The following is a 16,156-nucleotide window of genomic DNA, read 5'->3' as shown; positions in this document are numbered from 1 at the left end:
CTTTTTATTTTCCGAGACAGAATTGACTAAACAGTTGGTCAATTAGTGAATCACTTGCTTCTTCACCAATTACTTCACCGAGCAATTCCCAAGTTTTGATTAAATCTATTTGTACGATATCTATAGGTACACCGTCTTCAGCAGATTGAATTGCATCATTTATAGATGTCTTAGCGTCTTTTAATAATGCTATATGTCTTGAATTTGAGACATATGTCATATCTTGTGCTTGTACTTGTCCACCAAAGAATAACTCTGAAATCTTCTGTTCAAGTTCTTCAATACCTTGTTGTTCAACCATAGAAGTTTGAACTAAAGGATGGTCGCCTATCATTGCTTTTAATTCATCAATATCTAACTTCTGTTCTAAGTCCATTTTGTTTATAATCACAATCACATCTTCATCTTTAATGACATCAAATAGCTGATAGTCATTTTCCGTTAATGCTTCATTATAATTAAGAACAAATAAAATTAAATCTGCTTCTGATAAAGCTTTTCTTGATCTTTCTACACCTATTTTTTCTACGATGTCTTCTGTTTCACGAATACCTGCAGTATCCACTAATCTTAATGGTACACCACGAACATTGACGTATTCTTCTAATACATCTCTTGTTGTACCAGCTACTTCAGTAACAATCGCTTTATTATCTTGAATCAAGTTGTTAAGCATAGAACTTTTACCTACGTTTGGTTTCCCAACAATGACTGTTGATAGACCTTCGCGCATAATTTTACCTTGCTGGCCTGTTCTTAATAATTGATCGATTTCATTTTCAATATGCCTTGATTCTTTTAATAAGAATTTAGTTGTAGCTTCTTCTACGTCATCGTATTCAGGATAATCAATATTCACTTCTACTTGAGCAAGTATTTCTAATATGGACTGTCTTAAGCCTTTAATAAGACTACTTAGACGTCCTTCCATCTGACCTAAGGCTACCTTCGATGCGCGTTCCGTCTTAGAACGGATGAAATCCATAACCGCTTCTGCTTGAGACAAGTCAATACGTCCGTGTAAGAATGCTCGTTTCGTAAACTCACCTGGTTCTGCCATTCTAGCACCATTAGATAACGTTAACTCAAGTACACGATTAACTGTTACTAAACCACCATGACAATTTATTTCAACGATGTCTTCTCTCGTAAAAGTCTTTGGTGCTTTCATAACAGCAACCATGACTTCTTCTACGACTTCATCAGTCTCAGGATCAATAATATGACCATAATTAATTGTATGTGATGCCACTTCAGTAATTTGTTTCTTACCTTTATATATACGATTAGCAATATTTAAGGCATCCGGACCACTTAATCGTACGATTGCTATTGCACCTTCACCCATAGGCGTTGAGATACTTGTAATTGTATCTAAATCCATGATATTCTCCTCCACCATTAATAACTATTCTATTGATTGTAAATGGTTTTGTAATATTTTTCGAATATATTGTTCGAAAAAATGCGGAGCGAGATGACTCACTCCGACTATTTTTATTTATTCTTAATGACTAAATATCGATGTGGTTCTCTTCCTTCAGAGTATGTTTCGATATTTTCAATTTTACTGACTGCTTGATGCATAATTTTACGTTCAAAGTTTGGCATAGGTTCTAATTTAACCGGTCTCTTTGTCTGAGTTGCTTTCTTAGCCATATTAAGCGCCAATTTTTCTAACGTTTCTTTACGCTTTTCTCGATATGATTCGATATCTAATATAAGCGTATAATAACCTTTAACAAATTGATGCATATAATTTTGACCTACTATTTGTAAGGCGTTTAAAATTTGACCACGCTTACCTATTATATAAGCAGCATTGTTGGAAGTCATATTAATATAAATTGTATTAGACTTAATTTCATATGAACCATCTACATCAATATCCATTTCTCTTATGATATTAAGTACATAATCTAAAGTGTTTTGTGCCACTTCATTTAATGAATCTTTTTTCTGATTGCGATCTTCACGTATGCCTGTTTCTGACTGAATATCTTTTTCTTCTATTATTGTGTCTTCTTGATGTGTCACTTCATCTGTTAATGGTCTATCGTCCTCTTCGACCGACTCGTGACGATTTTTTAATGCTTCAATTGATTCAAACTGTTTAAGTTCTGGATCGATTACAGTTAGTTCAATTTGTGCATCTTGTTTCATAAATCCAAAAATACCTTTTTTACCTTCATTAATAACATCAATTCTTACTTGTTGTTCTTGAACATTCAAATCTTCTAAACCTTGTTGTAGTGCTTGTTCTACTGATTGTCCTTCATAGCGCGATTTAAGCATGCTGCAACCTCCTAGTAATATATCAATACTTAGGGAATACGTTTATTAAAAACTTTAGCAATCTTCAATACATGCTCTAGACTCTTCTGTGTTTCAATGACTTTTAAATCAACAGCTTGGTTTCGAGCGATAACAATGATGTCTTTAGGAATAATATTTTCTTTATGATTCTTAAAACATTCTCTAATGGACCTTTTAATTCTATTTCTTGTAACAGCATTACCCATTTTCTTTGAAACACTTATACCTAATCTAAAGTGATCAAGATCATTTTCAGCTGTGTAAATAACAAATTGTCTATTAGCGACTGACTTACCTTTTTTATAAATTCTTTGAAAATCATTATTTTTCTTAATTCGATAAGCCTTTTCCACAAACATCCACTCCACAATACATCACTTAATTATTGTTTATTATACAAAACAATTCCTTCAATTAAAACAAAAAAAAGACCACTGCTCTTCAGTGATCTTAAGCTGATAATACTTTTCTACCTTTACGACGACGGCGAGCTAATACTTTACGGCCGTTTTTAGAACTCATGCGTGCACGGAAACCGTGTACTTTACTATGTTTACGTTTATTTGGTTGATACGTACGTTTTACCATTTAAGAACACCTCCATTAATTATTCTTAACATCTAATTCTACATTAGATTATCATTTGTATGATATTCATTTATATATATCAGAAGATTAGTTTCAAAATTATTTATACCATACGTGTGATTTGTCACAATTTCAATAACTACTAAACTATAACAAATCAGATTTTAAAAATCAAGAAGAAATTTACAACTTCTATTTATTAAGTTATCCACTTATTCACAATACATAACCAACTTTTTGTGGATAAATTGATCAAGATATATTCTTATTCACAGTATAATCTCATCAAACAGCACATATTCACAGGTATTTGACAACTCGATTTGTTTAAAAGTATAATTGTGTGGATAAGTTATACAAAGCATTGATATTACTGTGATTATTTCATAAATATTTACGTGTAAAGATTGTGGACAAGAGAATTATAAAGTGTAGTTATCCACCGTTTGTGTGTAAGTTGTGGATAATAATTCACAACCTGTGATTTTCTTTATCAACAATCTTATTTTATGTGTATAACTCAATAAATTTAAATGAGAAAGAGGACTTTTATGAATTCAAAAGAAGAAATTTGGGAGCAAGTGTTATCTATTGCTGAAGATCAAATCGCTTCTGCTGGTTATAATACATGGTTCAAAGGGACTTACTTACATCAAATTGATAGTAAGCGCGCAATAGTTGTTGCACAAAGTCCTTTTGTCGCTGAGTGGTTAACCAATAAATATCATGAACACGTCACAAACTTTATATATGAAGTGATTGGAGACAAAGTTCAAGTTAAATTTATATCAGAAGAAGATTTACAAAGTGAAGATTTCACTGAACAGCCAGAAAAACCTAAAGAAACTGAAGCATATGAAGAAGTTACAAATAGTCAGCTGAACAGTAATAACACTTTTGATACATTCGTTATTGGACCTGGTAACCAGTTCCCGCACGCTGCTTCACTAGCAGTAGCCGAAGAACCAGCCAATGCTTATAATCCGCTTTTCATATATGGAGGCGTCGGTTTAGGAAAGACACATTTAATGCATGCAATTGGTCATTATGTGCTTGAACAAAATCCAAATGCTAACGTTCTATATACATCTAGCGAAAAATTCACAAATGAATTTATTAAGTCTATACGTATGAACGATACGGAAAGCTTTAGAGACAAGTATCGAAACATCGATGTGCTCTTAATAGATGACATTCAATTCATTCAAAAGAAAGAGCAAACGCAAGAAGAATTCTTCCATACTTTTAATGATTTACATCAAAATAAAAAGCAAATCGTCATCTCAAGTGACCGTCCGCCTAAAGAAATTCCAACTTTAGAAGATCGTTTAAGAACACGTTTCGAATGGGGATTAATAGTAGATATTACGCCTCCTGACTTTGAGACGAGAATGGCTATTTTACAAAAGAAAATCGAAGAAGAAAACTTAGATATACCTGTTGAAGCTTTAACTTATATCGCTAATTCAATTCAATCCAATATACGTGAATTAGAAGGTGCTTTAACGAGAGTATTAGCGTACTCCAAACTTAGAAATAAACCGATTAATACAGATTTAGTAGCAGAAGCACTTAAAGATATTATTTCATCACCAAGATCTACTAAAATCACGATTCAAGACATTCAACAAGCTGTTGGTAAAATGTATAACGTTAGAATCGAAGACTTTGCTGCTAAGAAACGTACAAAATCAATTGCATATCCGAGACAAATCGCTATGTATCTATCAAGAGAACTTACTGATTTTTCATTACCTAAAATTGGTGAAGAATTTGGTGGACGAGATCATACAACTGTCATCCATGCACATGATAAAATTAAAAAAGATTTAGAAAACAACCCAGAACTCAAAAATGATTTAGAACAACTGGAAAAACAAATTCGTGGATAATGTTGATAAGTTGTGCACATTCATACACAGTTTATCAACATGTGAATAACTTTTATATCACCATTTAAGCCGAGTTATCCACCAATCCACAGCCCCTATGACTATTACTATGATTTTAAAAGATATATAATTAAATATATAACGACTGGAAGGAGTTTTATAAGTTATGAAATTTACAATTCAACGAGATTACTTTCTTAATCAATTGAATGATACATTAAAAGCAATTTCACCAAGAACTACATTACCGATACTTACAGGAATCAAGATAGATGCTACAGATAAAGGCATCATCTTAACAGGATCAGACTCTGAAATATCAATAGAAATAACAATAAATCAAAATATTGATGGTGAAAAAATTGTAGATATTGAAGAAAAAGGTTCTGTAGTACTTCCAGGACGTTTCTTTGTAGATATCGTTAAAAAATTACCAGGTAAAACCGTTAATTTATCAACGAATGATCAATTTAAAACACTGATCACATCAGGACATTCTGAATTTAACGTAAGTGGCTTAGATCCAGATCAATATCCATTATTACCGCAAGTATCTGAAGACGATGCAATTAAATTACCAATTAAAGTATTAAAGAACATTATCGCACAAACGAACTTTGCAGTGTCCACGTCAGAAACACGCCCTGTATTAACAGGTGTTAACTGGCTTATTCAAAACAATGAACTAATCTGTACTGCAACAGATTCACACAGACTTGCATTAAGAAAATTAAAATTAGAAGACGAAGAAATCGATGATAAAAATGTTATTATCCCAGGTAAAGCTTTATCTGAATTAAACAAAATCGTTTCTGATTCTGAAGAAGACATCAATATCTTCTTTGCAAGTAACCAAGTATTATTTAAAGTTGGTCACATTAACTTTATTTCAAGATTACTTGAAGGGAACTATCCAGATACAACAAGACTATTCCCAGAGAACTATGAAACTAAAATCATCTTAGATAATAGTGAGTTCTATCATGCAATAGATCGTGCATCACTATTAGCACGTGAGGGTGGTAACAACGTCATTAAATTATCTACGGATGTTGATAAAGTTGAATTATCATCTACTTCACCAGAAATCGGTACAGTTAAAGAAGATGTATCTACAGACAATGTTGAAGGTGAATCATTAAAAATCTCATTTAACTCTAAATACATGATGGATGCATTAAAAGCTATCGACAACGATGAAGTACAAGTAGAATTCTTTGGTACAATGAGACCGTTTATTCTTAAACCTAAAGACGACGAAACTGTCGTACAACTTATCTTACCAATCAGAACATATTAATAAACATGTAATGGCTGGGACCTAATTTGGGTCTCAGCTATTTTTTTTGTGTCAAGTTCACTTGACACGGTGTAAAAATTCATATATTGTAAAGTTAACTTGACAGGAAGTGATGAATTGAAAAACAAAGTTTATGAATATCGCACACAGAAAAACATGACACAAAGTGAACTCTCTCGATTGGTTAAAGTGTCTAGACAAACAATCAATTCTATTGAGCGTTACAAATTCAATCCTACGTTAGTACTAGCACATAAGCTTTCTCAAGTGTTCGAAGTATCTATAGATGAATTATTTATTTTCGAAGAAGACGAGAATATAGATATTTCAGAAATAGAATCTAAAGAAAAGGAGTAAACATTATGACATTACTAATTAAAGATGTTTCCAAAAAATTCAATGACTTTACGGCTGTACATGATGTTAATTTGGAAGTTCCTAAAGGTACGATGTATGGATTTTTAGGCGGAAATGGTGCAGGTAAAACGACAACATTTCGTATGATTTTAGGTTTATTACCAAAGACAACTGGAGTTGTGACATTTAACGACAAGCCAATTGACTATAATATGACCAATACGATTGGTTATTTACCTGAAGAAAGAGGATTGCATCCAAAATTAAAAGTTTGGGAGCAAGTGCAATATTTAGCTGAACTAAAAGGCATGAAAAGAAAAGATATTTCAGAAGCATTAGATTATTGGTTGAAACGATTTGATGCATTTGAAAATAAAGAAAAAAAGATCGAAGCATTATCGAAAGGTAATCAACAAAAAGTACAACTGATTGCTGCAATCATTCATAAACCCGAATTATTAATTCTTGATGAACCATTCAGTGGACTTGATCCAGTCAATGTTGAATTGCTTAAAGCTGCTGTTAAAGATTTAAAAGAACAAGGCACAACGATTATATTCAGCTCACATAGAATGGAACATGTAGAAGAACTTTGTGACTATATTTGCATTATGAATAAAGGTAAAGCAGTCGTTGCTGGTTCTCTTGATCAAGTTAAAGATGACTTTGGTAAGAAAGATGTATTTATCGAAGGCGACTATGATTTAGAATTCTTAAAAGACTTTGAAGGTGTAGAAGCATTTAAAACGACTAAAAAAGGCGTTAAAATCACAATTTCTGATGAAAAACATGCAGAAAGTATTTATCAAAATGTGACGAAGTTAGGTTACCTCAAACGATTCCAAGTTGCAGAACCATCTCTAAACGATATCTTTATAGCTAAGGTAGGTGATAAGCATGAATAAATTCTGGCCGACATTTAATTTAACGTATATGCAAAAAGTGAAAAGTAAATCATTTATCATCATGACTACAATTTTTATGATTTTAATCTTTGCATTAAGTAACATCGACAAAATTATTGATTTCTTTGATAACGATAGTAAAGTTGTTGCGATACAAACAGATAACGATATGATCTATAAAGTATTAGAAAAGCAATATAAACAAAACGATGATATTGAAAAAGTAGAAAAAGTTTCACTCGAAAAAGGTAAAAAAGGTGTTAAAGACGAAAAGTATAAACGTTTAATTCAAGTAAACGTGAATGGTGAAAAAGTAGATGGCACAATTTATGAAAAAGGCAATGTAAGTGAAAGTGAGAAAATGACCTTACAATCAACGCTTAGCCAAATGCAATCATCATTAACAGCACAAAAATTAAATCTATCAGAAAAAGATTTGAAAACGTTAAATACACCAAGTGATGTGAAGACAGAAGAAATTAAATCGAATGATGAAAAACAATCTAGTGATGTTAATCCGAAAGTTCAAGCACTAAACTCAGCTGTTGTCTACATCATCATTTTCTTATCATTCTTTATCACAATCAATTACGCTAACCAAATCGGTTCAGAAATTGCGACTGAAAAAACAACACGTGTGATTGAAATGATTGTTACAAGTGTGAAACCGTCGATTCATGTATCCGCGAAAATACTCGCAATCATTGCAGTAGCCTTTACACAAATATTCTTTATCATACTTGCAATTGTAATTAGTATATTCGCATTTGATTTGAAAGGACTATTTGAGTCAGCTGGCGTTGAATATGGCTCTGAGACGACGAGAATCATTATTTATGGCGCCGTTTACTTAATTTTGGGTGTTGTATCCTATATTTCATTAGCGGCTATTCTAGGGGCATTAACGAGCCGTATAGAAGATCTTGCTCAATCTATGATGCCAGTTACATTTATTTCATTAGCAGCATTCTATATTGCGATATTTAGTATTTCAAACCCAGATACAATGCTTGTAAAAGTGACAAGCTTTATTCCAATGTTATCGCCAATGGTGATGTTATTAAGAACAACATCAGAAACTACACCTGAATGGCATTTAATTTTAGGAATTGTCATTTCAATCGTTACATGTATCATTCTACTGGTGTTTGCAGCGAAAACGTATCGTGGTAGCGTGCTCACTTATGAAAAAGGCGTTATCAAAAATTTAAAAAATGCATTAAAAATTACTAAATAATTTTTACGAAAATATTAATCACCATTTTGTCACAAAACCTTAATGAATTTTTATTGAATGATATAGAATTTCTTTAAGTGATAGTATAAAATTTATATTATCAACAAAAGAGATTGAGGGATTAATATGGCGAATAAAAATAGTAACAGTAATATTATGTTTTTAATGATAGCAATACTTGTTGTTGTCGTAGGTATCGTATTGCTTGTTGTGTTTGGTGGAAGCGGAAGTGACAACAAAGAAGATAGTCTATTTGATAGAACTGTTAAAGCCACAGACTTATCAAAAGATACAAAAGATAATCCAACACATAAAAAAGATAAAGCTAAAGTTCAAATAGTTGAATTCGGAGATTTTAAATGTCCAGCATGTAAAGCATTTGAAACGAATTACATGGATCAAATAGAAAAAGATTATATCGATAAAGACAAAGTGGAATATAGATTTGTGAACGCACCATTCCACGGTGAAGGATCTGAAATTGGTGGTGCATCAGCACATGCTGTTTATAAAATCGCACCTGATGCATATTGGGATTTCCATAGAGCATTATTTGAAGCACAACCAGATGACCACAATGCAGAAACAGATGACGAATGGTTAGATCTTAAAGTAGTCCAAAAAGCAGTAGACGGATTAGATATTAATAAATCTAAAAAAGATCAAATCATGAAATTAGTGAAAGATAGAAATTCAGAGTCTTATAAACAAATGAAAAATGATTCAGATTTAACAAATAAATACGATGTAGACGTTACACCTACAATTGTAGTAGATGGTAAAGTATTATCAGATCCAATGGATTACGACAAAGTTTCTAAAGCAATCGATCAAGCTATAGAAAAGAAAAATAAATAAAAATAGGTGATATATTTGAAGCAACAATATGCACTATTTATTTCCTGGGTAATAGCTTTAGTAGCTATGTTAGGTAGTTTATACTTTAGTGAGATACGACAATTTGTCCCATGTACAATGTGCTGGTATCAAAGAATCTGTATGTATCCACTCGTGTTAATACTCGGAATTGGCTCATTCCAAAATGATTTTAATGTTAAAAAAATAGCCCTACCGTTATCAATCATTGGACTATTGATATCCACATGGCATTACTTAGAGCAAAAAGTACCAGGATTTGCAGAAATCAAACCATGTACACAAGGTGTTCCATGTTCATCAGAGTATATTAATGTATTTGGCTTCATCACAATTCCATTTTTAGCAGGAACAGCATTCCTGTTAATCAGTTTGATTTTAATTTTTACAAAGAAAGATAAAGCAATATAAATATTTAGAAAGCTGAGACAAAGATCATTGTCTCAGCTTTTTCGTGTGAAAGTTTAAGGATAGGGTGTCTATAGTAACAAAAGTCGCGTGAAGTGTAACTAACAGGCGCCATAGTATCTCACTATACTCGTTAGCTATACTTTTTTGATTTTATTATGAAAATAATGTTTAAGTTCCGGACTTAATTTTTCACTTAGAATATAAATATTTTGAAGATTAATTTATCTTAAAATGAATTGTGCGTAAAAGCATGATTTTTTGGTGAAAAAAAGGTATAATATAGAGATGACTAATTAAGATTGGAGTGAAGATAGTGGTACAAGATATCTCAGTAAAAGACGATATTACTTTAGGTCAATTCCTAAAAAATGAAGGCGTCATTGGAACGGGTGGTCAGGCTAAATGGTTCCTCCAAGATGAAGAAGTATTAATAAATGGTGAACGTGAAACTCGTCGTGGCAAAAAATTACATGATGGTGATTTAGTCGAAATTCCTTCTGAAGGTCAATTTCGTATTAACCATCTCAGTGAATAGATTATGATATTACAGAAACTTACTTTAACTCATTATAGAAATTATGATAAATGTACACTTGATTTTAATTCCAATGTTAATATATTAATTGGTGAGAACGCGCAAGGTAAGACGAATTTATTAGAATCTATCTATACTTTAGCACTAGCTAAAAGTCATAGGACTTCGAATGATAAAGAACTCATACAGTTTGGTGAAGAGTATGGTAAAATAGAAGGTGAACTAAGTTATCGCCACGGCTCAATGCCTATTTCTTTAATCATTACGAAAAAAGGCAAAAAGGCGAGAGTTAATCATCTAGAACAGAGCCGATTAACGCAGTATATTGGTCACTTAAATGTGGTGTTGTTCGCACCAGAAGATTTAAATATTGTAAAAGGTAGCCCGCAAATCAGACGACGTTTTATTGATATGGAACTCGGTCAGATGTCTGCGGTCTATTTAAATCATTTATCTAATTATCAAAGATTACTTAAACAAAAAAATCATTACCTCAAACAATTACAAATTGGGAAAATGAAAGATCGAACGATGTTAGAAGTATTCAATGAACAATTTTCAGAAGCGGCAGCAAATGTGACTTTGAAACGTGCGCACTTTATTCGTGAATTAGAAAAGATTGCCGAAGTGATTCATCAAGGCATTACGAGCGAAAAAGAAAGTTTAAAGGTTCAATACGAGCCGAATATTAAACTGTCAGAAACATATCAAGATGTATCTGGACTTAAAAATGTTTTTTGTTCGTTGCTTAATGATTCAATGGATAAAGAGATTGAGCGTGGAAGTGCACGGTTTGGACCGCATAGAGACGACATTAGTTTTCATGTTAATGATATGAATGTACAAACTTATGGTTCTCAAGGACAGCAACGTACGACAGCATTATCCATAAAGCTTGCTGAGATTGAGTTGATTAATCAAGTTGTTGGTGAATATCCAATTCTACTGTTAGACGATGTGCTAAGTGAACTTGATGATAATCGACAAACCCATTTATTAAGTACAATTCAAGAGAAGGTACAAACGTTTGTAACAACAACATCTGTTGATGGAATAGAGCATGAGATTATGAAAGATGCCAAGGTATTTAACGTATCTAAAGGCAATATTATTGAGTAGATGAAAGTGAAGGTGGAAATACGTGTCAGAACAAAATAACGCTTCAAGTTATGGTGCAGATCAGATACAAGTATTAGAAGGTTTAGAGGCAGTCCGTAAACGCCCTGGTATGTATATAGGTTCTACATCTGCAAGAGGATTACATCATCTCGTTTGGGAAATTGTAGATAACAGTATCGATGAAGCATTAGCTGGATATGCAGATCATGTTGAACTTGTAATAGAAAAGGACAATTGGATTAAAGTAACAGATAACGGTAGAGGTATACCTGTTGATATTCAAGAGAAAATGGGACGTCCTGCTGTAGAAGTTATCTTAACAGTACTTCATGCCGGTGGTAAATTTGGCGGTGGCGGATACAAAGTATCTGGTGGTTTACACGGTGTAGGTTCATCTGTCGTAAATGCGTTATCTTCTAATTTAGAAGTTTACGTTCACCTTAATAATAAAATTTATCATCAAGCGTATGAAAGAGGCGTACCAGCATTTGATTTGAAAGTCATTGGTGATACAGATCATACAGGTACAACAATACGCTTTAAAGCTGACGGTGAAATCTTTACTGAAACAACTGAATATGACTATGAAACATTACAAAAACGTATTCGTGAATTAGCATTCTTAAATAAAGGTATCCAAATTTCTTTGAGAGATGAAAGAGATGACGAAAACATTCAAGAAGATTCATACCACTATGAAGGCGGTATTAAATCTTATGTTGAAATGTTAAATAAATCTAAAGAAGTACTATATGATGAGCCAATTTATATTCACGATACTAAAGATGACGTAGAAGTTGAAATTGCAATTCAATATAACAACGGTTTTGCGACGAATTTATTAACTTATGCAAACAACATTCATACTTATGAAGGTGGTACGCATGAGGATGGATTTAAACGTGCATTAACGCGTGTTATTAACAGCTATGGTATTAAGAATAAGCTTCTTAAAGAAGGAGAAGAAAAGCTTTCTGGTGAAGACGTACGTGAAGGTATGACTGCTGTTGTATCTGTTAAACACGGTGATCCTCAATTCGAAGGTCAAACAAAGACTAAATTAGGTAACTCAGAAGTACGTCAAATCGTTGACAAATTATTCTCTGAACTCTTTGAACGATTCTTATTAGAGAATCCAAACGTGGCAAGAATTATTGTTGATAAAGGTGTCATGGCTTCTAGAGCACGTCTTGCCGCTAAAAAAGCGAGAGAAGTTACAAGACGTAAATCTGCATTAGAAGTTTCAAGCTTACCTGGTAAACTTGCAGACTGTTCAAGTAAGAAACCTGAAGAATGTGAATTATATATCGTTGAGGGTGACTCTGCCGGTGGCTCTGCTAAATTAGGTCGTGACTCTAAGACACAAGCGATTCTACCGTTACGTGGTAAGATTTTAAACGTTGAAAAAGCACGTTTAGATAGAATTTTAGGTAATAACGAAATTCGTGCCATGATTACAGGACTGGGAACAGGTATTGGTGGAGAGTTTGATATTAGTAAAGCGAGATATCATAAATTAGTTATCATGACAGATGCCGATGTCGATGGTGCCCATATTAGAACGTTATTATTAACATTCTTCTATAGATTTATGAGACCACTTATTGAAGCGGGTTATGTATACATTGCACAACCACCTTTATACAAAGTTGAACAAGGTAAGAAAAAATATTATGTATTTAACGATAGAGAATTAGATAAATTAAAAGAAGAACTTAGCTCAACACCGAAATTGTCTATAGCACGTTATAAAGGTCTTGGAGAGATGAATGCTGATCAATTGTGGGAAACAACAATGAATCCTGAACATCGTTCAATGCTTCAAGTAACACTAACAGATGCGATAGAAGCTGACGAAACTTTTGAAATGCTTATGGGAGATGTTGTTGAGTTTCGTCGTCAATTTATTGAAGAAAATGCCGAATACGCAACGTTAGATATATAAAGCATCATTTACGATTTAAGGAGGATATGATTAATGGCTGAAATACCACAATCAAGAGTTAGTGAACGTAACATCAGTAAAGAAATGAAAGAATCATTCTTAGACTATGCAATGAGTGTAATTGTATCTCGTGCATTACCCGATGTTAGAGACGGTTTAAAACCAGTTCATAGACGTATTTTATATGGTATGAATGATCAAGGTATGACTTCAGACAAACCTTACAAGAAGTCTGCACGTATTGTTGGTGACGTAATGGGTAAATATCACCCACACGGTGACTCATCTATTTATGAAGCAATGGTACGTATGGCACAAGACTTTAGTTATAGATATCCATTAGTAGATGGCCAAGGGAACTTTGGTTCTATGGATGGTGATGGTGCTGCTGCAATGCGTTATACAGAAGCACGTATGGCTAAAATCACAAGTGAATTATTAAGAGATATCAATAAAGATACGATTGATTTCCAAGACAACTACGATGGAAATGAAAGAGAGCCGGTAGTCTTACCTGCAAGATTCCCTAATTTATTGGTGAATGGTACATCAGGTATCGCAGTTGGTATGGCAACAAATATTCCACCTCATAACTTAAATGAAGTTATAGACGGCGTATTAGCGCTTAGTCATAACCCAGAAATTACAACAAATGAGTTAATGGATATCGTTCAAGGTCCTGACTTCCCAACAGCTGGTTTAATTATGGGTAGAAGCGGAATTAGACGTGCATACGAAACTGGTCGTGGATCAATCTTAATGAGAGCTCGTTCTGAAATTGAAGTTATGAAAAATGGTAAGGAACGTATCGTCGTATCTGAAATACCTTACCAAGTTAATAAAGCAAGATTAATCGAGAAAATTGCTGAATTAGCGCGTGATAAGAAAATTGAAGGTATTACAGACTTAAGAGATGAAACAAGCTTAAAAGTCGGTGTACGTATTGTTATAGAAGTTAGAAAAGATGCAAATGCTAATGTTATTCTGAACAATCTATATAAACAAACACCATTACAAACATCATTTGGTGTGAATATGATTGCACTAGTTGATGGTAAACCTAAATTATTAGGCTTACGTGCAGTTCTATATCATTATTTAGAACACCAAAAAGATGTCGTAACAAGACGTACGAAATATAACTTGAAAAAAGCTCAAGATAGAGCGCATATTCTAGAAGGATTAAGAATTGCGTTAGATCATATCGATGAAATCATTACATTAATTCGTGAATCACAAAGTGACTCAGAAGCGATGGAAGGTTTACAAAATCGTTTCAACCTATCTGAAAGACAAGCGCAAGCGATTTTAGATATGCGTTTACGTCGTTTAACTGGTTTAGAACGCGACAAAATCGAAAAAGAATATCAAGATTTACTTAAACTTATTGAAGAATTAAAAGAGATTTTAAGTGATGAAGAAAAATTACTAGAAATCATCCGAGAAGAAATTACTGAAATAAGAGATAAATATGGTGATGAGCGTCGTACAGAAATTACGGCAGCGGGTCTTGATCAAATTGAAGATGAAGACTTAATCCCAGAAGAACAAATCGTTATTTCATTAAGTCATAACAACTATATTAAACGATTACCGGTATCTACATATCGTTCACAAAATAGAGGTGGACGTGGTGTACAAGGTATGAATACGATAGAAGATGACTTTGTTAGCCAACTCGTAACTTTAAGTACACATGATAATGTCTTATTCTTTACGAATAAAGGTCGTGTATACAAACTTAAGGGTTATGAAATTCCTGAAATGTCTAGACAATCTAAAGGCTTACCAATCGTTAATGCTTTAGAAATCGATAAAGATGAAATGATTAGTACAATGATAGCTGTTAAAGACTTATCAAGTGAAGAAGATTACTTAGTCTTTGCTACTAAACATGGTACAGTTAAACGTTCTAAATTATCTAATTTCTCACGAATTAACAAAAACGGTAAAATTGCAATCAACTTTAAAGAAGGCGACGAGCTTATTGCGGTTAGACTGACGGATGGTACGAAAGAAATCATTATTGGTACGAAACATGCATCATTGATACGCTTTGATGAATCTAAATTACGCCCATTAGGAAGAACAGCAGCTGGCGTGAAGGGTATTACATTAAGAGAAGATGATGAAGTTATTGGATTAGATGTAACAGATGAAGATCAACAAGATGAAATACTTATCGTAACTGAAAAAGGTTATGGTAAACGTACTTCAGCTGATCAATATCGTATTTCTAATAGAGGTGGTAAAGGTATTAAGACTGCCACGCTAACTGAGAAGAATGGTAACCTTGTTTGTATCACAACTGTCAACGGTGACGAAGACTTGATGATTGTTACAAATTCAGGTGTTATTATTAGACTACACGTAGCGGATATCTCTCAAAATGGTAGAAGTGCTCAAGGTGTAAGATTAATTCGTTTAGGTGATAATCAACATGTGGCAACAGTAGCTAAAGTTGAACCAGATGAAAATGAAATTGCAGAATCACCAGTTGAAGGTGTGTTAGAAGAAACAACAGAGACTGAAGTTGTTGAAACTGAAACACAAGATGGTAAAGAAGATTTAAGAGAAGACTTCATTGAACGTGTGAATGAAGACATCGAAGAACAAGATAATAACGAAGAATAATATATAAAAGAAGCATATCACAATCTTACTGATCATCATCA

Annotated in this window: 15 protein-coding genes; 11 read left to right on the top strand and 4 right to left on the bottom strand. The window is 33.1% G+C overall.

Features of this window, described 5'->3' with window-relative positions; translation table 11 throughout:
* Positions 1–4 precede the first annotated feature (4 nt).
* The 4 genes from mnmE to rpmH all read right to left on the bottom strand — a co-directional run bounded on the left by mnmE (position 5) and on the right by rpmH (position 2,904).
* The gene (gene mnmE / locus ACJTHF_RS11285; protein ID WP_025906217.1) at positions 5–1,384 is read right to left on the bottom strand and encodes a tRNA uridine-5-carboxymethylaminomethyl(34) synthesis GTPase MnmE; all 1,380 of its coding nucleotides are present in this window, start codon (positions 1,382–1,384) and stop codon (positions 5–7) included.
* A gap of 113 nt (positions 1,385–1,497) precedes the next feature.
* Positions 1,498–2,295: an RNA-binding cell elongation regulator Jag/EloR gene (gene jag / locus ACJTHF_RS11280; protein WP_107609115.1), complete on the bottom strand. Its 798-nt coding sequence runs from the start codon at positions 2,293–2,295 to the stop codon at positions 1,498–1,500.
* Between the two features lie 29 nt (positions 2,296–2,324).
* Positions 2,325–2,669: a ribonuclease P protein component gene (rnpA, locus tag ACJTHF_RS11275; RefSeq protein WP_025906220.1), complete on the bottom strand. Its 345-nt coding sequence runs from the start codon at positions 2,667–2,669 to the stop codon at positions 2,325–2,327.
* A 97-nt stretch (positions 2,670–2,766) separates the two neighbouring features.
* Positions 2,767–2,904 carry a 50S ribosomal protein L34 gene (gene rpmH, locus ACJTHF_RS11270; RefSeq protein ID WP_016999186.1) on the bottom strand — a complete coding sequence of 46 codons (138 nt, stop codon included), beginning with the start codon at positions 2,902–2,904 and terminating at the stop codon, positions 2,767–2,769.
* 551 nt (positions 2,905–3,455) lie between these two features.
* Between rpmH and dnaA the strand changes: the two genes are divergently transcribed.
* The 11 genes from dnaA to gyrA all read left to right on the top strand — a co-directional run bounded on the left by dnaA (position 3,456) and on the right by gyrA (position 16,115).
* The gene (dnaA, locus tag ACJTHF_RS11265) at positions 3,456–4,796 is read left to right on the top strand and encodes a chromosomal replication initiator protein DnaA (protein WP_048542887.1); all 1,341 of its coding nucleotides are present in this window, start codon (positions 3,456–3,458) and stop codon (positions 4,794–4,796) included.
* 166 nt (positions 4,797–4,962) lie between these two features.
* A complete protein-coding gene (dnaN, locus tag ACJTHF_RS11260) occupies positions 4,963–6,096 on the top strand; it encodes a DNA polymerase III subunit beta (RefSeq protein ID WP_037589476.1) in 1,134 nt (377 codons plus the stop codon).
* Between the two features lie 117 nt (positions 6,097–6,213).
* A complete protein-coding gene (locus ACJTHF_RS11255) occupies positions 6,214–6,453 on the top strand; it encodes a helix-turn-helix transcriptional regulator (protein WP_048542884.1) in 240 nt (79 codons plus the stop codon).
* Between the two features lie 5 nt (positions 6,454–6,458).
* Entirely contained in the window at positions 6,459–7,358 is a 900-nt protein-coding gene (locus ACJTHF_RS11250) for an ABC transporter ATP-binding protein (protein ID WP_078354854.1), read from the top strand.
* Positions 7,351–8,595, top strand: a complete 1,245-nt coding sequence (locus ACJTHF_RS11245) for an ABC transporter permease (RefSeq protein ID WP_107609114.1) — start codon at positions 7,351–7,353, stop codon at positions 8,593–8,595. Before ACJTHF_RS11250 ends, ACJTHF_RS11245 begins: the two co-directional genes overlap by 8 nt.
* A gap of 126 nt (positions 8,596–8,721) precedes the next feature.
* Positions 8,722–9,453: a DsbA family protein gene (locus ACJTHF_RS11240; RefSeq protein ID WP_058590717.1), complete on the top strand. Its 732-nt coding sequence runs from the start codon at positions 8,722–8,724 to the stop codon at positions 9,451–9,453.
* A 15-nt stretch (positions 9,454–9,468) separates the two neighbouring features.
* Positions 9,469–9,882: a disulfide oxidoreductase gene (locus ACJTHF_RS11235; protein ID WP_025906234.1), complete on the top strand. Its 414-nt coding sequence runs from the start codon at positions 9,469–9,471 to the stop codon at positions 9,880–9,882.
* Positions 9,883–10,186: 304 nt separating this feature from the next.
* Entirely contained in the window at positions 10,187–10,417 is a 231-nt protein-coding gene (gene yaaA / locus ACJTHF_RS11230) for a S4 domain-containing protein YaaA (protein WP_269750679.1), read from the top strand.
* 3 nt (positions 10,418–10,420) lie between these two features.
* The gene (gene recF, locus ACJTHF_RS11225; protein ID WP_107609037.1) at positions 10,421–11,536 is read left to right on the top strand and encodes a DNA replication/repair protein RecF; all 1,116 of its coding nucleotides are present in this window, start codon (positions 10,421–10,423) and stop codon (positions 11,534–11,536) included.
* A 22-nt stretch (positions 11,537–11,558) separates the two neighbouring features.
* Entirely contained in the window at positions 11,559–13,481 is a 1,923-nt protein-coding gene (gene gyrB, locus ACJTHF_RS11220) for a DNA topoisomerase (ATP-hydrolyzing) subunit B (protein ID WP_025906237.1), read from the top strand.
* 33 nt (positions 13,482–13,514) lie between these two features.
* Positions 13,515–16,115, top strand: coding sequence for a DNA gyrase subunit A (gene gyrA, locus ACJTHF_RS11215; RefSeq protein WP_078354851.1), 2,601 nt, complete (start codon positions 13,515–13,517; stop codon positions 16,113–16,115).
* The last annotated feature ends 41 nt before the right edge of the window (positions 16,116–16,156 follow it).

It is taken from the genome of Mammaliicoccus sp. RAM2, assembly GCF_045897195.1.
In the GTDB taxonomy this organism is placed as follows: domain Bacteria; phylum Bacillota; class Bacilli; order Staphylococcales; family Staphylococcaceae; genus Mammaliicoccus; species Mammaliicoccus sciuri.
The sequence above is the reverse complement of the archived record's forward strand: the minus strand, read 5'-3'. Positions and strand labels throughout refer to the sequence as shown.

Bases quoted from the DNA above. Each gene is read 5' to 3' on its own strand.
- mnmE (WP_025906217.1), bottom strand. From the start codon at position 1,384: ATGGATTTAGATACAATTACAAGTATCTCAACGCCTATGGGTGAAGGT.
- jag (WP_107609115.1), bottom strand. From the start codon at position 2,295: ATGCTTAAATCGCGCTATGAAGGACAATCAGTAGAACAAGCACTACAA.
- rpmH (WP_016999186.1), bottom strand. From the start codon at position 2,904: ATGGTAAAACGTACGTATCAACCAAATAAACGTAAACATAGTAAAGTA.
- dnaA (WP_048542887.1), top strand. From the start codon at position 3,456: ATGAATTCAAAAGAAGAAATTTGGGAGCAAGTGTTATCTATTGCTGAA.
- dnaN (WP_037589476.1), top strand. From the start codon at position 4,963: ATGAAATTTACAATTCAACGAGATTACTTTCTTAATCAATTGAATGAT.
- ACJTHF_RS11250 (WP_078354854.1), top strand. From the start codon at position 6,459: ATGACATTACTAATTAAAGATGTTTCCAAAAAATTCAATGACTTTACG.
- ACJTHF_RS11245 (WP_107609114.1), top strand. From the start codon at position 7,351: ATGAATAAATTCTGGCCGACATTTAATTTAACGTATATGCAAAAAGTG.
- ACJTHF_RS11240 (WP_058590717.1), top strand. From the start codon at position 8,722: ATGGCGAATAAAAATAGTAACAGTAATATTATGTTTTTAATGATAGCA.
- recF (WP_107609037.1), top strand. From the start codon at position 10,421: ATGATATTACAGAAACTTACTTTAACTCATTATAGAAATTATGATAAA.
- gyrA (WP_078354851.1), top strand. From the start codon at position 13,515: ATGGCTGAAATACCACAATCAAGAGTTAGTGAACGTAACATCAGTAAA.